Origin of the sequence: Robiginitalea biformata HTCC2501 (genome assembly GCF_000024125.1) — a bacterium.
In the GTDB taxonomy this organism is placed as follows: Bacteria; Bacteroidota; Bacteroidia; order Flavobacteriales; family Flavobacteriaceae; genus Robiginitalea; species Robiginitalea biformata.
The window spans coordinates 1,152,798-1,178,911 of sequence record NC_013222.1 but is presented as its reverse complement, the minus strand read 5'-3'; the positions used below and the strand labels follow the sequence as shown (position 1 = coordinate 1,178,911).

Genomic DNA, 26,114 nt, shown 5'->3' with positions numbered 1-26,114 from the left:
TTGTACTCACTATTAACCAATTAACCTTACAAACATGTTTTCAAAACAAAATCTGCTGGCAACGCTTGCCGCAACGGTGGCCATGTTTATTCTCGGATACCTGATCTGGGGAATCGCCACAATGAGTTTTTTTGAGGAGCACGCCCTTACGGATGCGATGAAAAGTGAAGAGGAGATGAGCATGCTGATGATCCTTCTGGGGAACCTGGCCGGGGCGCTGGCCATGAGTACGCTCTATGGGAAGTGGGCCCGGGGACACCACAGCGCGGGAGGCGGGTTCCAGTTCGGGGCCTGGATCGGCTTTTTTGTCGGTGTCGGAATGGGCCTGGTGATGTACGGCACGTCCAAAATAATGGACGGCACCGGCCACGCGGTAGAAGCCGTCCTGGACATCGTCTATTACGCGATTATCGGGGTCATTATCGCCCTGGTTTACAAGGCAACTGCCGGAAAAGAGGCAGCCTGAGGCCCGGGCTTGCACTCCCGGAAAATGCAGACCGGCCGGGGATCCCCGGCCGGTTTTTTTATTCCGGCAACCGGAGGATCAGCGATTCCAGCGGGTCGAGTTCCAGGGCTACCGTCCCTGCCGCACCTGCCACTTTTAACTGCGAACTCTTGTTCCCGTACAACATTTCCTGCAGCGGATAGGTCCCGTCGGATAACCCCCACTCCCGGATCAGCTCCCCGGGGAGCCGCAGATCGAATGCGTAGGAACGGTCCTTCTCAAAATTGCTGACGATTACCAGCCGGTCGGACCCTTCCCAGCGAACGAAGGAATACACCCGGTGGTCGTAGCCCGGGGTGTGTTCTTTGTTGTAGTAATGGATGTCGGCATATGCCCCCATGAGGGCACGGCTGCCGACCGTGAAATTGAGCAGGCGGCTGTAGAAGTCGCGGAGCGCTTTTTCCGAATCGGTGGATGCGCCCCCGTCAAAGGCCCCGCCATTCATCCAGCGCTGGTGGTGGGGCACCCCGATATAATCAAAGATGGAAGTGCGGGAGGGTTTGCCAAACCCGGCATCCTCAGCCCCCGGCTCCCCGACCTCCTGGCCAAAATACACCATGGTCGGCGAAGTGGTCAGGGTGGCCGAGACCACCATGGCCGGCATGCCGAGCCTGGCGTCCCCGGCAAATTCCGGGGAGGCGATTCGCTGCTCATCGTGGTTTTCCAGGAAGTGCAGCAGGTGGTGTTCAATGTCCGTTTGTCCGCGAAGGACCACCGGGATGTGGTCCGTCCAGCCGTATCCCTTCATTATGTGCTTCAGGCTGTCGTAGAGCTCCACCTTGTCGTAGAGGTAGTCCATCTTCCCCTTATGGATGTATTCGCGGTAAAGCCCCGGGTTGTAAACCTCTGCCATGAGAAAAGCCTCCGGGTTGGCCGCCTTGATGCCGGAATTCAGATAGCTCCAGAATTCAACCGGGACCATCTCGGCCATGTCGTAGCGGAAGCCGTCCACGCCCAGCCCGATCCAGAACAGGGCGATGTCCCGGAACTTCTGCCAGCTCGGGGGTACTTCCCGCCCTTCCCAAAAGGCCTGGTGGGCGGCGACATCCCTTTCCGCATACTCCCCCGGCAGCGTGTCGAAGGCATAGGCCCCATCCGGGGATACCCCGTAATTTACCTTGATCGTTTCATACCAGTCGTTCATATCGGGCTGGGCCAGGCGGGAGCCGTTGCCGGTCCACCGTGCCGGGTCTTCCTCATAGCGGCCGTCTGCCAATGGGTGCGGTTGCCCCCCGAGCGGCTGGTAACCATCCCGCCATTCGGGTACCCGGAAGGCTTCCCCGGGGATGTAGTAGAAATCGTTGTCCGGGCGGTAGGCTACAGAGGTGTCGTCATCCGCCCCAAACGGCTGCGAACCCTCGGGCGTGGTGGCCCCTTCGTAATTCCGGGCCACGTGGTTTGGCACGATGTCGATAATGACCTGCATGCCCGCCTTATGGGTCCGGCGGACCAGGGCACGAAACTCCTCCAGGCGGTTGGCCGGGTCGGTGGCCAGGTCCGGGTTCACGTTGTAATAATCCTTTACTGCGTACGGGGACCCCGCCCGTCCTTTGATTACATCCGGGTCGTCCGGGGAGATGCCGTAGTCCGAGTAATCCGTGACCAGGGCGTGGTGGGGCACGCCCGTGTACCAGATATGGGTCACCCCCAAGTCCCGGATGGCCCTGAGGGCTTCCGGGGTAAAGTCCGCAAACTTGCCCACCCCATTCTCTTCCAGCGTCCCCCAGGGTTTGTTGGTGGTTTGGGTATTCCCGAACAAACGGGTGAAAACCTGGTAGACAACCGCTTTGTGTGGTTTCTTCATGGCAGTGATATCTTTTGGCCCGCCATCGGCGTGCCGCTCCTGACCGCAGGAGGCCAGAAGAAGCGAAGACAGGATGACGGAAAGGATCGATTTCATGGCAGTGTGTTGGCGGCACCCGAGGCCCCGCGCTTGTTATTGGCGGGTGGTAAACACGTAGGCGCCCCTACGCGGTAAAGATACGGAATCGGCCCAGAGTATACCGGCCCCGGTAAGGACGTTCCGCAGTTGTTCGCCCCCAAGGCCGAGTTCGCCAAAACGCCCGGTATCCAGCAGCACGGGGCCCTCGTTTTTGTTTATCACGAGTACCACCGTTTCATCCCCCAGGACACGGGCCATCAGGTACACCCCGTCCTCCGGGGCAAAATGGGTGGTTTCTCCGGCCTGAATGGCCCGGCTGTCCTTCCGGTATTGCAGCAGTTTGCGCAGGCTTTCCTGCATCCCAAGCTGGGCCGGCGAAAGCCCCTCGCCCGTAAATGCATTCACCGCATCCCCCTCCCATCCCCCGGGAAAATCCGAACGAATCCTCCCGTGGTCGCCGGGCTTCTCCGAATTGTCCATCAGGATTTCCGTCCCGTAGTAAACCTGGGGGGTTCGGGGCGCTGTCAGGATAAAGGCCAGGGCCATTTCCGTCAACCGGATATCCCGCCCCAGCTGCGTAAAGAGCCGGTCCATGTCGTGGTTGTCGCCAAAGAAAAGCAGGTCGGCCGGCCGGGCGTAGTGAAAATCGTTTGCCAGGGCTTCGTAGAGTTGGTTCAGCCCGGTATCCCATCCTTCCTCCGCGCGCAGGGCTTCCACCAGGGCGCGCTGTAGCGGGAAATCCATGGTGCTCCTCAGGTGCGAGCGATACCCGTCCCGGTTGTTGGCGCCGTCCTGCCAGTAGCCCACCAGCAGCGGGTTGTAGCTCCATTCCTCCCCAACGATATTGAAGTTCGGGTACTCCGCCATGATGGCTCCTGCCCAGCGGGCCATAAAGTGCTTTTCCGGGTACGGGTAGGTGTCCTGACGGATACCCCCGAGCCCCAGGGTCTCGATCCACCAGATACTATTCTGGATCAGGTACCTGGCGAGGATCGGGTTGTCCTGGTTCAGGTCGGGCATGGAAGGCACAAACCAGCCGCGGTCCATAAGCTGGCGGTCGGCGGCTGCGGCATAGGGGTCCTGGTTGACGGTCCGCCGATGGTTCGTCACCCGGGGCGGTTCGCCCTTCTCCCAGGCCGCCTGGCCGTGGATCCAGTTCCCGAAGGGCAGGTCATCCATCCACCAGTGGGATACCCCGATATGGTTCACCACCTGGTCCATGATGAGTTTCATGCCGCGCTGTCGCGCCGCGTCGGCCAGTTCCCGGTAGTCTTCCAGGGTCCCGAATCGCGGGTCTACCTCGTACAGGTCCGTAATCGCATACCCGTGATAGGAAGTCCGCTCCATATCGTTGGTCAGGAGCGGGCTGGGCCAGATAGCCGTAAAGCCCATCTCCGAAAGATAGTCCAGGTGCCCGATAATCCCCCGGATATCCCCTCCGTGGCGGGCGTAATCATCCGCGCGATCCACACGGGTTTCGCGCATCCCGGCCACCGAGTCGTTCAGCGGGTCGCCGTTGGCGAAACGGTCCGGGGTGATCAGGTAGACGACGTCCTCAGGGCCAAACCCCTTGTAGGTACCGGCAGGGCGCTCCCGGGCCAGGAAGGGGTATTCAAGATCCAAAGGCGGAGAGCCGGGGGCCTCCAGGCGGATGCGGGCCGTCCCCGACGGGAGGTCCGGCCCCAGGACCAGGTCCAGGAAAAGGTAGTTCGGACTATCCCCCGGATGCGTGCCGGCAAGTTGCAGCCCCGGGTAATCCACCCGGGCGGTTGCGGCGGCCAGCCCGGGGCCGTGGATCAGGAGTTGCAGGGTATCGGACTGCATTCCTGCCCACCAGTTGGGAGGCTCAACGCGAATCTGGGCGGCGGCGTGCCGGGGACTGCTCATCAGCATCAGCATTAGTAAGGCCAGCGTAAGGCGGCCGGCCGTTCCGCATCGCTTCACGGCTCAGACGGTTGTGGTCTGCCCGGGGGTCAGCACCACCCGCTTGCCGTTCACGCGAATCGACATTTCTTCCTTGCCGTCGAGTTCAAACCGGGTTTGCCCGGGAGCCACGGTGACGTGGATGATCCGGTGCCGGAAATTGATCTTGAAGGAGTAGGATTTCCACTCCTTGGGGATCCTCGGGGAAAAAGACAATTTATCATCCACAATCCGCATCCCGCCAAAGCCTTCCACAATACTCATCCAGGTACCCGCCATGGAAGTGATGTGCAACCCTTCGTGGACTTCCTTGTTGTAGTCGTCCAGATCCAGGCGGGAAGTCCTCAGGTAAAATGTATACGCCTGTTCCATCCGCCCGAGCCGGGCTGCCTGTATGGAGTGCACGCAGGGCGAAAGGGAAGACTCGTGGACCGTGAAGGGCTCGTAGAAGTCAAAGTGCCGCTCGAGCTGGTCCAGGCTGAAATCCGATTCGAAAAAATAAAAGCCCTGGAGCGTATCGGCCTGCTTGATGTAGGGCGACCTCAGGATCCGGTCCCAACTCCATTTCTGGTTGATGGGACGTTCTTTCCGGTCCAGGTTCTCCACCGTGATCAGCTCCTTGTCCAGGAACCCGTCCTGCTGCAGGTACACCCGGTGCTCCTCGCTGTATGGAAAATAGAGGTTGTCGGCTACTTTCTTCCAGGCGGAGACTTCCTGGGGGTTCAGCTTCGTCAGACCCACCACCCGGTCATAGTCCTCCGGATAGCCGTCTTTTACCTTCCCGAGTTGTTCGATGGCATAGCGGATGCACCACCGGGCCGAGTAATTCGTGTACCAGTTGTTGTTGACGTTGTTCTCGTATTCGTTCGGGCCGGTGACGCCGAGGATCACATATTTGTTCTTCGCTTTTGAGAACGTGGCTCGCTGGTACCAGAACCGGGCAATCCCGATCAGGACTTCCAGGCCCATTTCCGGGATGTAGCTGTAATCTCCCGTGTACCGGAAATAATTAAAGATGGCAAAGGCAATGGCGCTGTTCCGGTGGATCTCCTCAAAGGTGATCTCCCATTCGTTGTGGCACTCTTCCCCGTTCATGGTCACCATGGGGTACAGGGCCGCCCCGTTTGAGAAGCCCAGTTTTTCCGCATTCTCGATGGCCTTTTCCAGGTGGTTGTACCGGTACTTGAGGAGTTGACGGGCCACCTGCTGGTCCTTGGTGGCCATGTAAAACGGGATACAGTACGCCTCGGTATCCCAATAGGTACTGCCGCCGTACTTCTCCCCCGTAAATCCTTTCGGGCCGATATTCAGTCGCGAATTGCGCCCCGTGTAGGTCTGGTTCAGGTGCAGGATATTGAACCGGATTCCCTGCTGGGCCCGGACGTCCCCCTCGATGGTGATATCGCTCATTTCCCAGATGCGCGCCCAGGCATCCTGCTGGGCTTTTTTCAGGCCGTCGAAACCGAGGGACAGGGCCTGGTCCAGGGCTTTGTCTGCGGCTTTGCGCAGCGAACCTTTAGGGTGATTCAGGTCGGCGGCATACCCGCCGAATTTGTAGAGTACCAGTTCCTGGCCTTTTTCAGCATCGGCCGTATAGCGGTGGCCAATCCGTTTTTCCCCCCGGACTTCCTGCCGGTCGCCGTCCACGGCTTTCCCGTCCCGTTCCAATACGGCGTGCATAAAGGTGCAGGTATCGAAATGGGTCTTCAGCGTATGGGCGCCGATGTAGGCGCGCGCACCTTCGGATTCCACCGAGGTGACCTCCCAGAAGGGGTCGTCCCAGTTGGTATCCTCGTTGGTGATGCCCCCGTCCAGGTAGGGCTCAAAGCTAATAGCCGCATTCCGGTTGAGCGGTTGGATGGCATAGCGGATCGCCCCGACCTCGTCGATTTCCATTGAAAGGAACCGGGTGACTTTTACCGCAATCCGGGTCCCGCCGGGGAGTTCCGCCTCAAAGCTCCGGTAGTAGACGCCTTCCTGCATGTTGAGTTCCCTCCGGAAATTTTCCACTTTGCTGCAGGCCGCCAGGTCCAGTGGCTCCCCGTCAATGTGGATATCGATCCCGATCCAATTCGGGGCATTCAGCACCTTGGCAAAATATTCGGGATACCCGTTTTTCCACCAGCCGACACGGGTTTTATCGGGGTAGTAGACCCCGCCGATGTAACTGCCCTGGAAGGTGGGGCCGCTGTAGGTTTCTTCAAAATTCGCCCTTTGGCCCATGGCGCCATTGCCAAGGCTGAAAAGGCTCTCAGACGATTTTACCCGATCCGGCTCATAGCCGTCTTCGATGATGGACCACGGGTCGGGTACGATATAATCCTGATTCATGTGTTTCCTTTGTTTGGTTATTGGCTCCCGGCCAACAGGCCGCGTAAATAGTCGACGTCGATCTCGGTAAAATCCCTGAAAACTGCGTCCGCCTCCGTAAGGATGTCCGGATCCCCGATCCCGATGCTTTGCATCCCGGCTTTATTTGCAGCTTCGATTCCCGCCAGTGCATCCTCAAAAACGACGCACTGATTCGGGGAGACGCCGAGGCGTTCCGCCGCGAGCAGGAAAACCTGGGGGTCCGGCTTTGCCTTCACCACCTCATTCCCGTCGACAATGGTATTAAAATACGATAACAAACCGACTTTTTCCAGTATGGGACGCGCATTCTTGCTGGCAGACCCCAGGGCCATCGGGATGTTGCGATCGCGCAGATAATCGAGCACCCTGGGAACATCCGGCAGAATCTCCGAGGCGTCCATTTTGCTGATATGGGAAAGGTAGTCTTCGTTTTTCTCGTGCAGCCAGCGGTTGAACTGTTCCCCGGAAACCTCCATGCCGCCCATTTCGAGCAGGATCTCCAGGCAGCGCTTGCGGCTCACCCCTTTGAACCGTTCGTTGTCTTCCTCTGTAAAAGTTATTCCGAGCTCGTCGGCCAGGTGCTTCCAGGCCAGGTAATGGTATTTTGCGGTGTCTACAATAACGCCGTCCAGGTCAAATATAAATCCTCTCATGGAAGCTTCCGGTATTTAAAGGTTTGGCGACGAATCCCGGGGTCGCGTGCCAAATATAGAAAAGGAATTCCGTTCTCCCGCAGTACGAATACGGAATCGGAAACCGGGTGGCTATCCGTCGGCTTTTGTCGGCTTTCCCAAAACTGCCGATTCCCGTTCGATGAGTTGGACAGGGATCACCTCCGTCCGGAACTGGGTCGGGTCCGCCTCGTCAAAACGGTCCTCCACCTTTTGAATCAGCATTTCCGCTGCCCGCTCGCCCATGGCTTCGCCCCGCTGATCCACAGTGGTCAGGCTCGGGGTGGAATAGCGGGAGAGGATGCCGTCCGTAAAACCGATAAACGCCACGTCCTCCGGAACCCGCAACCCGAGCTTGATGGCCAGGCGCATCCCGCGGATGGCGAAAATCTCATTCACGCAAAGTACGGCGTCGAATTTCCGGCTTTTGAAAAATGCTTCGCTTGCCTGTTCCTCTTCATACTGGTACGGGAGGCGCAGGATGAGTTCAGGGTCTACCTGAAGCCCGGCAGCCTCCAGGGCTTTCCTGTAACCCACTTCCCGTTTGGCGCTTACGTTCAGATAACTTTGGGTGGTGAACAGGGCAACCCGCCTGCGGCCGCTTTCCAGGAGTCTCCGGGTGGCATCCCTGCCGGCCGCCTCATCGTCGATAATCACCTTATCGCAGGCAATCTGATCGGTAACCCGGTCAAAGAGCACCAGGGGGATGCCCTGTTCGGTGACCTCCCGCAGGTGGTTGAAGTCCTGCCGCTTCTGGGTTTCCGCTGAAAGCGCCATGATAAAGCCGTCGATGCTGCCATTGGCCAGCAATTCCATATTGATGACCTCCCGGTCAAAGGATTCGTCCGAGATGCAGACGATTACGTTGTACCCCCGCTGGTTCGCGTATTTTTCAATCCCCCGGAAAACGGTCGTAAAGAAATGGTGGACGATGTCCGGGATGATCACCCCGATATTTTTGGTACGCTTGTTTTTGAGGCTGATAGCGATATTGTTCGGCTTGTAATTGTACAGCCTGGCAAAAGCCTGGATTTTCTCCTTGGTATCCGTACTGATTTCCTCGCTGTTCTTCAGCGCTTTGGAAACTGTGGAAATGGATACATCCAGTTCCCGGGCAATATCTTTTAAGGTGAGTTTTGGTTTCACTGGAATCGATCACTGCGGACAACAGGTCAAGGTAAGGAATTATTCTCCCGCGTCAAACTCCAACCACCCTCCCGATACACGCAAACCTTTAAGGTTTATTAATGAATTGTAAACGGATGTAAAAAATTGTATATTTGATGGCGCATTCCCAAAACATACAGCCTCACAATGCGGGATGTGGAATTAGACCGACCGATTTTTATTGCATTCGCATTTTGTTAAAGTTATTAACACGAAACCGTTTTCGGAGATGTCGCACCTAGTGTTTTAGGGCTATTAACGATTTTTTTACATATTTTAACCCTCTGAATTGAATTAACTAAACTTAAAAATCCACTATCTATGAAGATTACGTTACTGAAGAGCTTGATGCTCGTAGGGGCATTCCTATGCTTCGGCGCGGCTCAGGCCCAAGAAGTATCAGGTACCGTTTCCGACGCCACCGGACCCCTGCCTGGGGCCAGTGTTGTGGTTCAGGGAACAACCACTGGTACGCAAACGGATTTTGACGGGAACTATACCCTGGACGGCGTCCCCGGCGATGCCGTTCTCGTGTTTAGCTACATTGGCTATGCCACGCAGGAAGTCCCGGTCAATGGCCGGTCTTCCATCAATGTTACGATGGAGGAAGACGCCCAGGCGCTGGACGAAGTCGTGATTATCGGATACGGTCAGACCACCGTTAAGGATGCGACCGGTTCTGTAACAGCAGTGACCTCGGAAGACTTTAACAGCGGGGTCATCGCCTCGCCGGAACAACTGATCCAGGGTAAAACCGCCGGGGTGAATATCTCCCAGACGAGCGGGGAACCGGGAGCGGGTATCCAGGTGAACATCCGGGGGGCGAACTCGGTACGTGCCAACAACAATCCGCTCTTCGTAGTGGACGGTGTACCGCTTTTCGGACAGAATACGGACGCCTCGGGTGATACGGGGAACGGTGGAAGCGACGTGGGGAACCCGCTGAACTTCCTTAACCCGAATGATATCGAAAGCATCAGCATCCTGAAGGACGCTTCGGCAACCGCCATCTACGGGTCGCGGGGAGCCAACGGGGTGGTCATCATCACCACCAAAAGCGGCCGCGCAGCGGCTGGCGGGAAGTTCGAATGGAGTTCCAACCTGAGTGTTTCCACTCCGGTACGTCAGTTTGACCTGCTGAACCGGGAGGAATTCCTGGACGCGGTTGAGCTCTACGGCGGTAACCGGAACCTGGTGGATTTTGGCAACGATACCAACTGGCAGGACGTCGTTATGCGTACGGCTGCTTCTTCCAACCACAACCTGGCCTACTCCCAGAACTACGGTTCGGGGAATGTCCGGGCTACATTTGGATACCAGAAACAATTCGGGGTAGTTGAAAAATCCGAATTTGAACGGATTACCGGAAGGCTCAACCTGAACCACCGGTTTTTGGATGACAAACTGATCCTGGGGATCCAGGCCTCGATTTCCCGCGTCAACCGCGAGCAGCCGCCCCTGGCGGCAGGTGCCGGTTTCCGGGGAGATATCCTTGGCTCGGCCTATTCGGCCAACCCGACCTGGGGGTCCAGCCCGGCGTTTGACGACGGTGGCGGACAAACCCAGCCGGCCAACTACCTGGCCTCTACCCAGAACATTACAAATACCAACCGGCTCCTGGTGAACGGGTCGCTGGAATACAAGTTTACCCCGGAGCTCTCCGGTAAGGTGAACCTGGGTTACGATACGTCAAACAGTGAAAATACCTCTACCCTGAATGCGAACTTGCAGAACTTTACGGGTATTGAAGGAATCGGATTCGGGACCTACAACACACTGGACCGGGACAACAAAACCCTGGAAGCTACGCTGAACTATACAAAGCAGTTCGACAATTCCAACCTGGATGCACTGGTGGGTTACGCCTACCAGGATTTCCGCACCCAGGGTCGCAATTCGGCAGGTAGGGGCTTTGGCACCACTGACCTGAATGGTATGGGTGAAGATCTGCGGTCAACTGTGAATGCGGCCCAGTCGGTAATCGACGGCTCCTTCCAGCAATTCTACTACGGCACCAATACGGGGAACCTGGTGGTCAACCGCCTGTTTCCGACCGTAGTTTCCGGAGAGGTTGTGGACGGCGGTTTTAACAAGCGCGTCCAGGCCATCACCGCGGATATATTTGACAACACCGACGAACTGCAGTCCTTCTTCGGGCGGGTCAATTACAGCATTGCCGGCAAATACCTGTTCACAGGAACCATGCGGGCAGACGGATCTTCCCGCTTCGGACCAGAAAACCAGTACGGGTATTTCCCGTCAGGGGCCTTTGCCTGGCAAATGGGCGAAGAGGACTTCATCGGGGAGAGCATCTCTACCCTGAAGCTCCGCCTCAGCGCCGGTATCACGGGTAACCAGGACGGCCTGGGCTACGGTAACTTCGTGGCGCGCCAGCGGTTCGCCGGCCTGGGCATCAACAACGACGCCTCGGTTAACCAGAACGGTCTATCCATCGTCGCCACGGATGTGCCCGACCTGAAATGGGAATCCACTGTTAACTACAACATCGGGCTCGACTTCGGCTTCAACAACGATCGCCTGAATGGTAGTATCGACGTGTACCAGAGCACCACGCGGGACCTGCTGCTGCAGACACCGCCGGCTGCTCCTTCCACGCAGCCCTTCCAATTTGGTAACGTGGATGCGGAAATCGTCAACCAGGGTATTGAATTTGCCATCTCCTACGACTTTGCTCAGTCCGAGGATTTCAATTTCAGCAGCTCGTTCAACATTGCGTACAACGAGAATGAAATCCAGAACTTCGCCGGGGCGATCAATACGGGAGAAATCAACGGTCCGGGCTTGTCCGGGGCCTTTGCCCAGCGCTTTGAGTCCGGAGTTTCCCTCTTTTCCTTCTACATGGCGGAATTCACAGGGTTTGATTCCGATGGCAACCCGCAATATGTGGACATCGACGGCAACGGCATCGGCGATCCGGATGCCGACAAGTCATTTGTCGGGGAGGACGGCCTGCCGGATATCACTACAGGTCTGAGCCTGAATGCGAATTACCGCAACTGGGACTTCAGCGCCTTCTTTGCCGGACAATTCGGATTCTCCGTCTACAACAACACGGCCAACTCGTTCTTTAACGCCGGCCAGTTGGTAACTGCCCGGAACGTGACCCAGAATGTAGTTGCAAGCGGTGAAAATGGTGGGGCTTCAACAGCCGTATCCACCCGTTTCCTGGAAAAAGGCGATTTTGTCCGCTTCCAAAACGCAACCATTGGGTACAATGTGCCTCTGAGTGGTGAAGGGTTCTTTGATACGATGCGCTTCTCGCTCACAGGCCAGAACCTGGCTCTTTGGACGGATTACAGCGGAATCGACCCGGAGGTCACCGTTGGTACAGGTACGCTCGGTTCCGGAATCCCCGTACGGGGTATAGACTGGGCTGCGTTCCCGAACCCGCTTACAGTAACCTTTGGCATCAACGCCTCGTTTTAAATAAAAAAAATTGTATATCATGAAAGGATATCATATTAAATATCTAACATTCACTCTTTTAGCTGTTATAGGGCTCAGTTCCTGTACGGATCTGGAGATTGAGGAAACGGACTCCTTCATCAGCGAGGGGTTCCAGGGGTTGGAAGATCCCTCCTCGGCCCTGGATCAGCTCTATAACCAGGTTGGCGGCCAACTCGGCGACCAGGCAAACACCTATGCCCTGAACGTGGTCACCACCGACGAACAACTCATCCCGACCCGGGGTGCCGACTGGGGGGACAACGGACGCTGGCGGAAACTCCACCAGCACGAATGGGGCCTCGAAGAAACCGACATCATTACCCCATTCGACCAGTGGAATGCCAACCAGCTGCTCGCTTCCCAGATCCTGGATGAGCGGACGGCCGCACCGGCAGATGTAGCCGCCCAGGCGCAATTCCTGAGGGCCTGGTCCATGTTCCTGATCCTGGACCTTTACGGCCAGGTACCTTTCCGGGATACACAGCTCCCTTCTTCGGAAGTGCCTACGGTGCTTACCGGGGCAGAGGCTGTTAACTTCATCCTCTCAGATCTGGATGCAGCCATTGCCGGCCTGCCGGCGACGCCTGCGCAATCCGACGATCTGGACCGGGCTTCCAAGGCAGCTGCGCGCCTCCTTAAGGCCAAGGTGCTCCTTAACCGGCACATCTACGAAAACCAGCTGACCGGCGGCGGCGGAACGCCTGCAGCCGCGGATATGCAGGAAGTAATCAACCTGGTGGACGCCATTGAAGCCGACGGCTTCGCACTCCAGGCGGGTTATTTTGAAATTTTTGAATCCTCAGCAGATACGGAAACGATCTGGTACGTAACATCCGGCAACACCGGTAACCGGATTTTTAACGGCCTGCACTACAACTCCACCGGCCTCGGGGGAGGCGGATGGAACGGGTTCAGCACACTGGCTGAGTTCTACGACCTCTTTGAGGGCGACCCGAACCAGAACCGCTACGAGTCTGACCTGGAGAGCGCCCAGATCGACGGACAGGAAGAGCGCCGCGGAGGAGTTCCCAATATCGGGGTTCCTTTTACGGGGGCTCCCGGAACTTCAGATAACAACGGTCGCGAAGACGGTTCCAATGTGGGTAACGGCTTCCTGATCGGTCAGCAATACGCCCTGAACGGGGACGCGCTGGAAGATCGCCAGGGTAGCCCGCTGGTATTTTCCCGTGAGTTTGTAGACGGCAACGGCTCTCCCAGCCTGATCAACAACGATGAGAAAACCGGTATCCGCGTGATGAAGTACAACCCGCGTTTCGGCGGTGGCTTTGAGCCGCACGTGCTGGTTATGCGGTTTGCTGATGCTTACCTGATGAAGGCTGAGGCCATGATGCGTTCAGGAGGCGACCCTACTGCCATGGTTAATGACTTGCGCGTCCTGCGCGGCGCTACCCCCCTGGGCAGCGTTACGGAAAGCGATCTGCTGGACGAAAGGGGACGCGAGCTCTACGTGGAAGGCTGGAGACGGAACGACATGATCCGCTTTGGCCAATACGGACGCCAGTGGGAATTCAAAAGCAGCGACGAGGCCAACAACCCCGCACGCCGTCTTTTCCCGATCCCGCTGCCGCAATTGCTGGCAAACCCGAACCTGCAACAGAATCCCGGATACTAAGGGAACTGATTTAATATCCAGGAAGGACCGCCCGAACAGGCGGTCCTTTTTTTATGCCCTCCATCCAAGTATTAACGATAGATTAATAGGACTAAAAGAAGGTTAATATCTCTGGGTAAACCCCTTTGTTTCTGGGCCTTTCGGGACGTAATCCGTAATTTAGCCAGCTGTTCCCCCGTAGGTTATGAAAAAGATTTGTGGCGTATTTTTTACACTTATTGCACTGGCCGGTTGCCAGGAGGCCCCTGTCTACCTGTTCCGGGAACTCCCGCCGGCGGAATCCGGTATTTCCTTTTCCAACACGCTACAGGAATCCCCCGACCTGAACATCCTGAATTACCTGTACTATTACAATGGGGCGGGGCTAGCCGTTGCGGATTTTAACGGGGACGACCTCCCCGACCTGTATTTTACCGCAAACCAGGCGCCTGACGCCTTATACCTGAATATGGGGAATCTGAAATTCCGGGAGATAACCCGGGAAGCCGGGATCGAAAACGCAGATGGCTGGACAACGGGTGTTACCCATGTAGATATCAACGGGGACGGCCTGCTGGACATCTATGTCTGCCAGGCATCCGGATACCGGGCGCTCCGGGGGAGGAACCTCCTGTATGTGCACCAGGGCCTTACGGAGGAAGGCATACCGCAATTCGCAGAGCGCGCCGCCGAATACGGGTTGGATTTCTCCGGGCTGGCCACCCAGGCGGCATTTTTCGATTACGACCGGGACGGCGACCTGGACCTCTTCCTGATGAACCATTCCGTACACCCCAACCGGACGTACGGGAAGGGTTCCCAGCGCGAGGGATACGATGCCCTTGCCGGGGACCGCCTGCTGCGCAACGACGACGGGAACTTTGTGGACGTAAGCCGGGAGGCGGGTATTTTTCAGGGAAAAGCGGGTTACGGGCTGGGCCTGAGCGTCGGGGACCTGAACAACGACGGGTTCCCGGATATCTATGTGGGCAACGATTTCTTTGAAAACGACTATCTCTACATGAACCGCGGCGACGGCAGTTTCCAGGAGATCATCTCGCAGGCCGCCTCGCCCATTGGACATACCACCCATTTCAGCATGGGGAATGACATCGGGGACATCAACAATGACGGGCATGTGGATATTGTATCCCTGGATATGCTGCCCGAAGACCTGGTCACCTACAAGACATCCGGCCTGGAATACGGGTACCCGATTTACCAGCAATACCTGAAAAATGGATTTGCCCCCCAGTACATGCAGAATACGCTCCAACTAAATACCGGGGATGGCCGGTTTTCCGAAATTGGGTTCCTGAGCGGGATGGCCAGCACGGAATGGTCCTGGGGGACCCTGCTGGCCGATTTCGACAACGACGGGCTCAAAGACCTGTTTATCAGCAACGGTATCCGGGGGGCGACCAACGACATGGACTACATGAATTTTATCGCCAACGAGGATATCCAGCGGCGCATCGACGCAGGGATGACGGATGCGGACATGCCCCTCACCCGGGAAATCCCTGCCAAAAAGGTGCCGAACTATATATTCCGGAATACCGGGGAACTCGGCTTCGAGGATATGGGGGGGCAGTGGATGGCCTCGGAGCCCACTTACAGCCACGGTTCCGTTTACGCAGACCTGGACCGGGATGGCGACCTGGACCTGGTGGTAAACCACATGGACCGGCCTGCCGCAATCTATGAAAACACCGGGGAGGGCGGGGCTGCCCTCCGGGTCACCTTTACCGGCAGGGACCCCAACGCGCTGGGGATAGGCGCACGGGTAGCCGTTTATTCCGGGGGGCAGGTCCAGGTAGGGGAAAATTTCCCTACGCGGGGCTATCTTTCTACGGTTGCCCCGGAACTCCACTTTGGACTCGGGGCTGCAAGCAGGGCGGATTCCCTTTTGGTTATCTGGCCGGACGGCGCATACCAGACCCTGCACGGGCTGCCGTCCGGGGAAACCATCCGCCTGGAACAAAAGGATGCCTCCGGGAATTATTACGGGTGGGCGGATCCTGCCAGCCACCCCGGCACCTGGCAACAGGCCGACAGCCTGATTCCATTCGTACACAGAGAAAACCCCACCTTGGATTTTGACCGGGAACCGTTGATCCCGTTTGCCTATTCCAACCAGGGACCTTCCGTCTCCACCGTCGATTTTAACCGGGATGGACGGGACGATGTTTTTATCGGGGGGGCGAAACGACAGGCCTCGGTGTTATTCCTGCAAACGGAAAACGGGGAATTCCAGTCCGCGTTCGATCCGCTTTTCGGGGAAGATGCCCTGAACGAGGATACGGCCCACCTCTTTTTTGATGCCGATGGGGACACCTGGCCGGACCTTTTGGTAGCCAGCGGGGGGAATGAATTTACCGGCGGGGAGCCCCTGCAGCCCCGGCTGTACTTTAACCAAAAAGGGACGCCCGTTAAGGACCGGGGCGCATTTGCCGGAATTGCCCTGAATGCCTCGGATATGGCCGCCTTTGACCTGGAGGGGGACGGTGACCTGGACGTACTCATTGTGGCAGACGCCACCCCCGGCGCCTATGGCGAGCCCCCCCGGCATTACCTCCTGGAAAATGACGGGACCGGACGCTTTACGGACGTGACCGTGGAGCGGATGCCTGAAATCCTGGAAGTCGGCGCGGTAAGCAGCATTGCAGTGGCCGACCTGGACGGGGACGGGCGGGAGGAACTCGCTTTGGCGGGGCACTGGGCCCCGGTAACCGTATTTACCCGCCGGGACGGCAACTGGGAACGCATGGAAGCAGGGGGACTGTCCCATTCGTCGGGTTGGTGGAACAGTCTCACGGCTGTGGATATCGATGGGGACGGAGACCGGGACCTGGTAGCAGGCAACTGGGGGCTGAACAGCAAATTCCGGGCATCCCCGGAGGAGCCCCTGCGCCTCTATCGCAACGATTTCGACGAAAACGGCTCGGTGGAGCCCCTGGTAACCTATTTCCACAACGGGGTGGAGACTCCCTTTGCCTCCCGGGACGAATTGGGGAAACAAATGCCCTTTTTAAACAAGAAATTCAGGACCTATAAAGGGTTTGCGCAGGCCAGCCTGGCAGACCTGTTCGGGGAGGAAGCCCTGGGGCAATCCCGCATCCGGCAGGTAGAGGAATTGCGGAGTATGGTATTTATCAACGACGGGGAGGCGAATTTTACCCCCAGGGCGCTTCCGAAAATAGCCCAGGCCTCGGCGGTTTTTGATATTTTCGCGGACGATTTTGACGGCGACCTCCACCCCGACCTGCTCCTGGTGGGCAACTTTTTCGAGATCAGCACGCAACTGGGGCGCCTGGATGCACTCCCGGGGCTGGTGCTCAAAGGGGACGGGGCCGGTGGATTTAGCTGGTCCCGGGAGGGGTCCCTGCCGCTCCCCGGTGCCGCCCGCAAGGTGGATACCCTTCGGATAAACGGCGATAAAACCTATATCATTGGACGGAACAACACCTCCCCCGTCCTGATGCAAAAAAGATGAACGCTTCTATGAAAATACCTGTCAGAATTTGTATTGGGTTTGCCCTGGCCCTGGCGGCTTGCGGGGAAAAGCAGCCGGAGGCGGCTGCGGATACGGCAACGGTCACTCCGCTGTTTACGCTGATGCCACCGGACAGTACGGGGATCGATTTTGTGAACCAGGTAGAAAACCAGAAAGACTTCAATATCTTCAAGTACCGGAATTTCTACAACGGCGGGGGGGTGGCCCTCGGGGATATCAATAACGACGGCCTTACGGATATCTTCCTCACCGGGAACATGGTCCGCAACCGGCTTTTCCTGAACAAGGGCGATTTCCGGTTTGAGGACATCACGGAAACGGCCGGCGTGGGAGGCGACAAACCGTGGTCTACGGGGGTTACCATGGCCGACATCAATGCGGACGGCCTGCTGGACATCTACGTGAGCAACGCCGGGAACATGGAAGGCAACAACCACGACAACGACCTGTATATCAACAACGGCGACCTGACCTTTACCGAGCGGGCGGCGGAATTCAACCTGGCGGAAACCGGGTTTTCCACGCATGCAACTTTTTTCGACTACGACAAGGACGGCGACCTGGACGCCTATATTCTGAACAACAGCAACATACCCGTCAGCAGCCTGGGCTATGCCGAACAGCGCGAAGTGCGGGCGCAGGACTGGGAAGGCGTGCCGCATATATTCCGGGGCGTAGGCGACATGTTGTTGCGCAACGACGGGGGCACCTTTACGGATGTCAGCGAGGAAGCCGGGATTTACGGCAGCCTGATCGGCTTTGGCCTGGGGGTGCTGGTGTCGGATTTCAACCAGGACCTGTATCCGGACATCTATGTCTCCAATGATTTCTACGAGCGGGACTACCTGTACATCAACAACCGGGACGGCACCTTCTCCGAGCAGATCAAGGAGTGGACGGGCCACCTGAGCCTGTCGGCCATGGGGATAGACATCGGCGACATCAACAACGACGGCTACCAGGACGTGTTTATCACGGACATGCTCCCCGAACCCGAGGAGCGGGTGAAGTCCGTAATGGAATTCGAAGGGTACAACGTCTACGACCTGAAACGCGGCAAGGATTTTTACCAGCAGTACATCCAGAATACGCTCCAGCTGAATAACGGCAACGGGACCTTCTCGGAGGTGGCCTACTTCAGCGGGGTGGATGCCACGGACTGGAGCTGGGCGGGCCTGCTCTTCGATATGGACAACGACGGGCTGCGGGATATTTTTGTCACCAACGGCATCAACCACGACCTGACGGACCTGGATTTTGTCGATTTCTTTGCCAATGAGATCATCCAGAAAATGGCACTGACCGGCAAGAAGGAATCCATCGATTCGATCATCCAGAAAATGCCCATCAAGCCACAACCCAACTACGCCTTCCGGAACAACGGGGACATCACCTTTGACAATGCGAATGCGGACTGGGGGTTTGAGATCCCCACCCGCTCCAACGGCGCGGCCTACGGCGACCTGGACAACGACGGCGACCTGGACCTGGTGATAAACAACGTCAACATGCAGGCCTTCCTCTACCGGAATGAGACGGATAACCAAAAGGACCACCACTATGTGCGGCTGCGATTCAGGGGGCCGAAAAAAAACCCATTCGGCATTGGGGCCACCGTGCGGCTGTATGCCGGCAAGAACGTGCTGGTGCAGGAACTGGTCCCGTCCCGGGGCTTCCAGTCGAGTATCGATTACGTCATGGCGCTCGGCCTGGGGGACGCCCGCACCATCGATTCCCTGCGGGTCATCTGGCCCGACGACCGGACCCAACTCCTGGAAGGCCTGGAGGCCGATCGGGAATGGGTGTTGGACCATGGGGAAGCGGGGGATACCTATGTACCGCCGAAACCGACGCCCCAACCTTCCCTCCTGACCGAAATCCCCCTGGAACGCGTGGAAGCGCACCGGGAGGACGCTTATAACGATTTTGACCACGAAGGCCTGATCTACAGCAAGCTCTCCCAGGAAGGCCCGGCCCTGGCGGTGGCCGACGTGGACGGGGACGGCAATGACGATTTCTTCCTGGGCGGGGGATCCGGGCAGCCGGGTGCCCTCTACCTGCACAGCGGAAACGGCCGGGTGGCCCCGCAGCGCACCCCAGCCTTTGAAGCAGACAGCGACCAGGAAGACACGGCTGCAGCCTTTTTTGACGCGGACGGGGACGGCGATCCGGACCTGCTGGTGGCTTCCGGCGGGAACCAGGCAGACCGCTACCGCAGCTATCGCCCCAGGCTCTACCTGAACGACGGGGCCGGCAGGTTTACCCGGGCCCCCGGCGAATTGCCCACGCGGACCAAGAATATGTCCGTGGTGGCACCCCGGGATTTTGACGGGGACGGGGATATAGACGTATTTATCGGTTCCCGCTCCGTGGTGGGGGTCTATGGGGTCAACCCGGACCACCTCTTCCTGGAAAACGACGGCACCGGGCAGTTCCGGGACGTTACCGAACGGGTGGGCAACGACCTGAAGGATGCGGGCATGGTAACCGACGCTGTCTGGGCAGATATGGACCAGGACGGACGGGACGACCTGGTCACCGTTTCGGACTGGGGCATCCCGGCTATCTACCGGAACAACGGGCGCCGGATCAGCAAGATCCCAACCTCCCTGGACAGCCTGGACGGCTGGTGGGGATCGGTGGCCGCAGCCGACCTGGACGGGGACGGCGACCTGGACCTGGTGTTGGGCAACCAGGGGGCGAACCTGCACTACAAGCCGGAACCCGGGAAACCCATGAAGATGTGGGTGAACGACTTTGACAACAACGGGACCCTGGAACAGGTGGTAACCCTGACTACGGAATCCGGGGACTACCCGCTCCACCAGAAAAAGGAGTTGACGGCCCAGGTGGTTTCTCTGAAAAAGGAAAACTTGAAGGCTTCCGTCTATGCGCGCCGGACCATACAGGAGCTTTTCCCGCCCGAACTGGTAAGCCGTTCCATCGTCAAGACCTCGCGGGTTTCGGAATCCGTGATCGCAATCAACGAGGGGAATGGGTCGTTCCGCATTCAACCGCTCCCCTACCGCGTGCAACTTTCCTGCATTTGCGGCATCAGCTGCGAAGACGTGAACGGGGACGGGAACCTGGACCTGATCATGGCCGGCAACAATTTTGAATTCAAGCCGCAATTCTCCCGTCTCGACGCGGGGTACGGCAATGTATTGCTGGGCAACGGAGACCTGGACTTTGAATGGCAACCCTACGAAACCAGTGGCTTTGTCCTGCGGGAGGAGGTTAAATACCTCCGCACCCTCCGGGATGCCTCGGGCAGGCGCTACCTGTTGGCCGCGCTGAATGAAAACCAACCCAAATTATTTGCCATCAATGATTAAGCGTACGGGCATATTGGCATGTATCGGCATCATTCTGGCATCCTGCCAGGACGGGGGTAACCAGTTTGCCGCCCCGCCGGCGTCGGATACCGGGATCGATTTTGTGAACCGGCTGCAGGAATCCAACGAACTGAACATCCTGGACTACCTCTATTTTTACAATGGGGGAGGCGTGGCCGTGGGCGACATCAACGGGGACGACCTGCCGGATATCTACTTTTCCGGGAACCAGGTGCCCAACCGCCTGTACCTGAATGAGGGGGATATGAAATTCCGGGATATCACGGAATCGGCCGGGGTAGCCGGCAACAGCACCTGGAACACCGGGGTGGTCATGGCCGACGTAAATGCGGACGGCCTCCTGGACATCTATGTCTGCGCCGTGGTGGGGATCAACGGGTTCTCCGGCCACAACGAATTGTTTATCAACAACGGGGACAACACCTTTACCGAACGGGCATCGGAGTACGGCCTGGATTTTGACACCTTCAGTTCCAATGCCGCCTTCTTCGATTACGACGGGGACGGCGACCTGGACATGTACCTGCTGAACCACGCCGTCCATACCCAGGACTCCTACGGGAAGGCTTCCCTCCGATATCAGCGGAACTACGACACGGGCGACAAACTGATGCGAAACGACAACGGCCGGTTTACCGAGGTCAGCGAGGCGGCGGGCATCTACGGGGGGATCAACGGCTACGGCCTGGGCCTGGCAGTCTCCGATTTCAACCAGGACGGGTACCCGGACCTGTACGTGGGCAACGACTTCCACGAGGACGATTACTTCTACCTGAACAACGGGGATGGTACGTTTACCGAAAGCCTGCGCGCGTATTTCGGGCACACGAGCCGCTTTTCGATGGGGAGCGACGTGGCGGACATCAACAACGACGGGCGGCCCGACCTGATATCCCTCGATATGCTGCCGGAAGACGAGGTCCCCCTGAAGTCGTCGGAAGGGGACGACAAGTGGCAAACCCAGCAATTGCGAACGGAAGACTTCGGCTACTACTACCAGTTTACGCGGAACATGCTCTATGTAAACCAGCCGGACGGCCGGTTTATGGAGACCGCCCTGATGAGCGGGGTGGCGGCCACGGACTGGAGTTGGAGCGCCCTGTTTGCCGACTACGACCTGGATGGCCACCAGGACCTGTTTATCTCCAACGGCATCCCCAAACGCCCGAATGACCTGGATTTTGTCCGGTTTATCTCCAACGAGCAGATCAGCAGCAAAATGGACAACACGCGCCTGGTAGACCAGAAGGCGCTGGACATGATGCCCTCCGGGAATGTCCACAACTATATTTTCCAGGGGGGCAGCGACCTGCGGTTTACCGACCGGTCCGGGGACTGGATTGGCCGGGACACCACGCTCTCCGGCGCCACCGCAACCGCCGACCTCGACAACGACGGCGACCTGGACCTGGTAATCAGCAACATCAACCAGGAGGCCACTGTGTTGGTCAACCGGGGCGGAGGCGACAACCACTTCCTGAAACTGCGGCTGCAGCACGGGGCGTCCAACCCCTTCGGGATCGGGACCAAGGCGCTGGCCTATTCCGGGGGTACGGTCCGGTATCGGGAGCTCTTCCCGGTACGGGGGTTCCAGGCTTCCTCCGAGCCCGTCATCCATTTTGGATTTCCGGCGGGCACCCGGGTGGATTCCCTCCAAATCGTCTGGCCGGACAATACCTTTCAAACCCTGCTGCAGCCGGGCCTTGACCAGACGCTAACCGTCCGCCCGGAGCAGGTGCGGCCCTATCGGTACGATTCCAGTCCGGACCGGCAGCCGCAGCAGACACTTTTCCGTCGGGTAGCCGGAAACCTGGGGCTGGACTTTACCCACCGGGAAGACCGGTATACGGATTTCAACCGGGAAAAACTACTGCCCTACAGCCTGGCGGACCGGGGGCCGGCCGTTGCAGCCGGCGACCTGGACGGAGACGGCAGGGAGGATATTTATTTCGGGGGGTCCAAGCGGGAGCCCGCCCGGGTCTACCTCCAGCGGGATACGGCCTTTGTCCGTTCTGCCATGCCGCCCGCCACCCGGGACAGCGTACAGGAAAACATCTACGCGGTTATCCGGGACCTCAACGGTGACGGGGCCAACGACCTGGTAGTGGCCAACGGGGGATCGGATTACTTTGGCGCCTCCCAGTACCTCGCCAACACGTATTATACGAAAGCGGGCGACAGCCTCAAGGCGCAACCCCTTCCAGAGGATTTTGCCAACTCATCGGTCATCCGGCCTTTCGATTTTGATCAGGACGGGGATCTGGACCTGTTTGTCGGCAACCAGTCGGTCACCGGGTCGTTTGGGAAGCGGCCGGATTCCCACCTGCTGCTGAACGAAAACGGCTTCTTCAACCCCTCCCCGGATTTTGACGGGACAGGCCTGGGCATGGTGACGGATGCCCTTTGGACGGATTTTAACGGGGACGGTCAGACAGACCTGATCGTAGTTGGGGAATGGATGGCCCCGCGGTTCTACGCCAACCGGCAGGGTCGGTTTACAGAAGAAGACGCGTCCCGCGTTACGGGGTTGTGGCAAGCCATCGCCCCGTTCGATATGGACCAGGATGGGGATACGGACTACGTACTGGGGAATTGGGGGACCAATTCCAAATTCAGTGCCCCGGAAAATTTCCCGATGCGTCTCTATCTGTCGGATTTTGACCAATCCGGCAGCACGGACCCGGTGATCGCCACGGCCAGGGAAGGCCGTTATTACCCGCTGGTCGGATTGGATGAGCTGGCTTCCCAAATGGTATCGCTCCGGAAGAAATACCCGAATTACAGAGATTTTGCAGGCCGGTCGGTGGAAGAAATCTTTGGTCCGGAAGCCCTCCGGGAAGCGGAGGTACTGGAAGTTTCCGAATTGCGTTCGGGCTTCCTCAGAAATGAAAACGGCCGCTTTGAGTTCGTCCCGTTTGCACCGATGCTGCAGGTGGCCCCCATCCTGGAATTGCTGCCCCACGATTTTGACGGAGACGGGCGGGAAGAAATCCTGGCAGCCGGCAACTACTTCGGGGTAAAACCCTACCAGGGGCGCCTCGATTCATTCCCGGGGGCCTTGATAGGCGGAGAAAATAAAATACTTTTGGCCAACCGGACCGGCCTGGACCTCATGCACCAATCCGTGCGGAGGCTGGAGGTGATCCGCATGGGCCAGAAACCCTATCTGCTGGTGGTCTTCAACGATGCGCCGGCAGCAGTTTACGAATTGACAAATACCAAAATAGCATACCCATGAAAACGAATATTGCCATTGTAGCGGCCCTGAGCTTCCTGCTGCTCTCCTGTTCCGGGGAGTCTGAGCCCATTACCATCAGCCCGGAAGATTACCACGCCTCCGTGGATAAGGTCACCGAAGTCATGGTGCACGATATCTTCAGCCCGCCAGTGGCCAGCCGGATTTATGTATACCCGAATATCGCGGCCTATGAAATCATGGCCCTGCACAACCCGGCGTATAAGTCCCTGGCCGGGCAGGTCACCGATCTGGAACCCATCCCCTCCCCTGAAGCGGGTTCCGGGGTGAACTACCCGCTGGCTGCCCTGGTGGCACATATGGATCTGAGCCGGCAGCTCATCTTCTCGGAAGAACGGGTGACGGAGTTCCGCGACAGTCTGTATTCCCGTTGGTCCGAAATCAACGAGGAGGAATTTGAGGCCTCCCGGGACTACGGCCTGGAAGTCGCCGCTTTTATCTCGGAGTGGATGGACAAGGACAATTACAAGCAGACGCGGACGATGTCGAAATTCACCGTAAACACGGACGAACCGTCCCGCTGGCAACCCACCCCGCCCGCATATATGGAAGGCATCGAACCCCATTGGAACAAAATCCGCACGCTGGTCATCGATTCGGCTGCCCAGTTTAAACCGGCACCGCCCGTACCTTTCTCCATGGAGGAAGGATCCGACTTCCACCGGGAACTCATGGAGGTCTACGAAGTGGGCAATGCCATCACCGAAAAAGGGGATGAATCCGAGGAGGTGGCCATTGCGCGGTTCTGGGATTGCAACCCCTACGTGTCCGTTACCCGCGGCCACCTGATGTTCGCCACGAAGAAGATCAGCCCGGGGGCCCACTGGATCGGGATTGCCAAGATTGCCTGCCGGAAGGACGGCAGCGATTTCGACAAAACGGTTTTCGCCTATACGAAGACATCCATCGCCCTGTTTGACGGATTCATCAGTTGCTGGGACGAGAAGTACCGGAGCAACCTGATCCGCCCGGAAACGCTCATTAACCAGCATATCGACGACAGCTGGAAGCCGGTCCTGCAGACCCCTCCCTTCCCCGAATACACCAGCGGTCACAGTGTGGTCTCCGGCGCGGCAGCCACAGCCCTGACCAGTATTTTCGGGGACAATTTTGCTTTTGACGACGATACGGAACTGCCTTACGGGTTACCCGTCCGTTCGTTTAATTCCTTCAACGAGGCCTCTGCCGAAGCCGCGATCAGCAGGATGTACGGCGGAATCCACTATCGCATGGCAATCGAAGTGGGCCTGGACCAGGGGCGTTCCCTTGGCGGCTATGTCGTGGACCAACTGGAGATGAACCAGCGACAGACGGCCATGGCAGCAACCGCTGGCGGAACGGCGAACACGACAGCAGCAGCAAACACGACAGCAACAGCGAACACGACAGCAACAGCAAACACGACAGCAGCAGCAAACACGACAGCAAACGAAGAGTAATACAGGGAAATTTTTGTAGCAACCATGAAAAAAATACTATGGGCAGCAGGCCTCCTGCTCGTGCTGGGGGCCGCGGGGTACTTCCTGATATACCCTTATGACTACATCGTGCGTTTTGAGGCCCCTACCTTTCCGGGCGCCATCAACCAGTCCATCAAGATCTGGAACCGGGACGTAGCGGCTGAGGACGCCCCGGTGACCCAGGACGATTTGTTGAGTCTCAGGCAGCAGCTGCGCGCCGGGGATTCCGTGCTAATCTGCCAGTGGGAAATCCAGCCGCTGACGGATTCTACCTCATTGGTAAGCGCCAAACTCCGGGACCGGGACCACAGCCTGGCAAACAAATGGGAGGTACTCTTTGGAAACAGTACCATCGAACGGGTGGGAGTACGCCTGATCGGGGAATTCGCCGAAGGCCTGAAGGCACATACGGAAGCCTTTGAAGTGCAAGTTGTGGGCGAAGCGGAACTGCCGTCCACCTTCTACGCCTACGTCCCCCTGGAGACTTCCCAGCACGGGAAGGCCGCCGGGATGATGGACAACTACGAACTGTTGGGCAGCGTGCTGAACACGGCAGGCGTCACCCTGAACGGGCCGCCGATGATTGTGGTAAACCGCTGGAACCGGGAGGCCGACAGCCTGGCCTATGAATTCTGCTTCCCGATCATCCGCTCCACCCAGTTGCCGGAATCGCCGCTGGTGAGCTATGACCGCCTCTATCCGAAAAAGGCGCTGAAGGCCATCTACCACGGCAATTACATCACCTCGGACCGGGCCTGGTACGCCTTGATGGACTACGCTGAAAAAAACGGTATTGAGGTGGTTCCCGAACCGGTGGAAGTCTTCTTCAACAACCCGAACATGGGCGGGGATGCACTGAACTGGACGGCAGAAATTTACCTGCCGATCCGCGAGGAGGAATCCGGTACCGGACCCTAGACCCCAGGCATCCGTACCCCTGCGATG

At 58.0% G+C, this 26,114-nt stretch carries 13 protein-coding genes; 8 read left to right on the top strand and 5 right to left on the bottom strand.

Features of this window, described 5'->3' with window-relative positions; genetic code table 11:
- Positions 1–34 precede the first annotated feature (34 nt).
- The gene (locus tag RB2501_RS05195; protein WP_015753707.1) at positions 35–466 is read left to right on the top strand and encodes a hypothetical protein; all 432 of its coding nucleotides are present in this window, start codon (positions 35–37) and stop codon (positions 464–466) included.
- A gap of 58 nt (positions 467–524) precedes the next feature.
- Here the strand turns inward: RB2501_RS05195 and RB2501_RS05190 are convergent, their stop codons facing one another.
- The 5 genes from RB2501_RS05190 to RB2501_RS05170 form a co-directional block, all read right to left on the bottom strand.
- Complete coding sequence (locus RB2501_RS05190) at positions 525–2,405, bottom strand: alpha-amylase family glycosyl hydrolase (protein WP_015753706.1); 1,881 nt, start codon at positions 2,403–2,405, stop codon at positions 525–527.
- Between the two features lie 36 nt (positions 2,406–2,441).
- The gene (locus RB2501_RS05185; RefSeq protein WP_238528107.1) at positions 2,442–4,331 is read right to left on the bottom strand and encodes a glycoside hydrolase family 13 protein; all 1,890 of its coding nucleotides are present in this window, start codon (positions 4,329–4,331) and stop codon (positions 2,442–2,444) included.
- Between the two features lie 3 nt (positions 4,332–4,334).
- Positions 4,335–6,641 carry a glycoside hydrolase family 65 protein gene (locus tag RB2501_RS05180; RefSeq protein ID WP_015753704.1) on the bottom strand — a complete coding sequence of 769 codons (2,307 nt, stop codon included), beginning with the start codon at positions 6,639–6,641 and terminating at the stop codon, positions 4,335–4,337.
- A gap of 17 nt (positions 6,642–6,658) precedes the next feature.
- A complete protein-coding gene (gene pgmB / locus RB2501_RS05175; protein ID WP_015753703.1) occupies positions 6,659–7,315 on the bottom strand; it encodes a beta-phosphoglucomutase in 657 nt (218 codons plus the stop codon).
- A 111-nt stretch (positions 7,316–7,426) separates the two neighbouring features.
- Positions 7,427–8,479 carry a LacI family DNA-binding transcriptional regulator gene (locus RB2501_RS05170; RefSeq protein ID WP_015753702.1) on the bottom strand — a complete coding sequence of 351 codons (1,053 nt, stop codon included), beginning with the start codon at positions 8,477–8,479 and terminating at the stop codon, positions 7,427–7,429.
- A 342-nt stretch (positions 8,480–8,821) separates the two neighbouring features.
- Here RB2501_RS05170 and RB2501_RS05165 point away from each other — a divergent pair, with 342 nt between their 5' ends.
- From RB2501_RS05165 to RB2501_RS05135, 7 genes are all read left to right on the top strand, one after another.
- On the top strand, positions 8,822–11,947 hold the full coding sequence (locus RB2501_RS05165; protein WP_015753701.1) for a SusC/RagA family TonB-linked outer membrane protein: 3,126 nt from the start codon (positions 8,822–8,824) through the stop codon (positions 11,945–11,947).
- 19 nt (positions 11,948–11,966) lie between these two features.
- Positions 11,967–13,601 (top strand): RagB/SusD family nutrient uptake outer membrane protein, encoded by a 1,635-nt coding sequence (locus RB2501_RS05160; RefSeq protein ID WP_015753700.1) that lies wholly within the window; start codon positions 11,967–11,969, stop codon positions 13,599–13,601.
- 184 nt (positions 13,602–13,785) lie between these two features.
- Complete coding sequence (locus RB2501_RS05155; RefSeq protein WP_015753699.1) at positions 13,786–17,076, top strand: VCBS repeat-containing protein; 3,291 nt, start codon at positions 13,786–13,788, stop codon at positions 17,074–17,076.
- 8 nt (positions 17,077–17,084) lie between these two features.
- Complete coding sequence (locus RB2501_RS05150; protein WP_041327517.1) at positions 17,085–20,432, top strand: VCBS repeat-containing protein; 3,348 nt, start codon at positions 17,085–17,087, stop codon at positions 20,430–20,432.
- On the top strand, positions 20,425–23,691 hold the full coding sequence (locus RB2501_RS05145; RefSeq protein WP_015753697.1) for a VCBS repeat-containing protein: 3,267 nt from the start codon (positions 20,425–20,427) through the stop codon (positions 23,689–23,691). The genes RB2501_RS05150 and RB2501_RS05145 overlap by 8 nt, the downstream gene beginning before the upstream one ends.
- On the top strand, positions 23,688–25,148 hold the full coding sequence (locus RB2501_RS05140; protein ID WP_015753696.1) for a vanadium-dependent haloperoxidase: 1,461 nt from the start codon (positions 23,688–23,690) through the stop codon (positions 25,146–25,148). The genes RB2501_RS05145 and RB2501_RS05140 overlap by 4 nt, the downstream gene beginning before the upstream one ends.
- 24 nt (positions 25,149–25,172) lie before the next feature.
- Entirely contained in the window at positions 25,173–26,087 is a 915-nt protein-coding gene (locus RB2501_RS05135) for a hypothetical protein (protein ID WP_015753695.1), read from the top strand.
- Positions 26,088–26,114 lie beyond the last annotated feature (27 nt).

Bases quoted from the DNA above. Each gene is read 5' to 3' on its own strand.
- RB2501_RS05195 (WP_015753707.1), top strand. From the start codon at position 35: ATGTTTTCAAAACAAAATCTGCTGGCAACGCTTGCCGCAACGGTGGCC.
- RB2501_RS05190 (WP_015753706.1), bottom strand. From the start codon at position 2,405: ATGAAATCGATCCTTTCCGTCATCCTGTCTTCGCTTCTTCTGGCCTCC.
- RB2501_RS05180 (WP_015753704.1), bottom strand. From the start codon at position 6,641: ATGAATCAGGATTATATCGTACCCGACCCGTGGTCCATCATCGAAGAC.
- pgmB (WP_015753703.1), bottom strand. From the start codon at position 7,315: ATGAGAGGATTTATATTTGACCTGGACGGCGTTATTGTAGACACCGCA.
- RB2501_RS05165 (WP_015753701.1), top strand. From the start codon at position 8,822: ATGAAGATTACGTTACTGAAGAGCTTGATGCTCGTAGGGGCATTCCTA.
- RB2501_RS05160 (WP_015753700.1), top strand. From the start codon at position 11,967: ATGAAAGGATATCATATTAAATATCTAACATTCACTCTTTTAGCTGTT.
- RB2501_RS05155 (WP_015753699.1), top strand. From the start codon at position 13,786: ATGAAAAAGATTTGTGGCGTATTTTTTACACTTATTGCACTGGCCGGT.
- RB2501_RS05150 (WP_041327517.1), top strand. From the start codon at position 17,085: ATGAAAATACCTGTCAGAATTTGTATTGGGTTTGCCCTGGCCCTGGCG.
- RB2501_RS05145 (WP_015753697.1), top strand. From the start codon at position 20,425: ATGATTAAGCGTACGGGCATATTGGCATGTATCGGCATCATTCTGGCA.
- RB2501_RS05140 (WP_015753696.1), top strand. From the start codon at position 23,688: ATGAAAACGAATATTGCCATTGTAGCGGCCCTGAGCTTCCTGCTGCTC.
- RB2501_RS05135 (WP_015753695.1), top strand. From the start codon at position 25,173: ATGAAAAAAATACTATGGGCAGCAGGCCTCCTGCTCGTGCTGGGGGCC.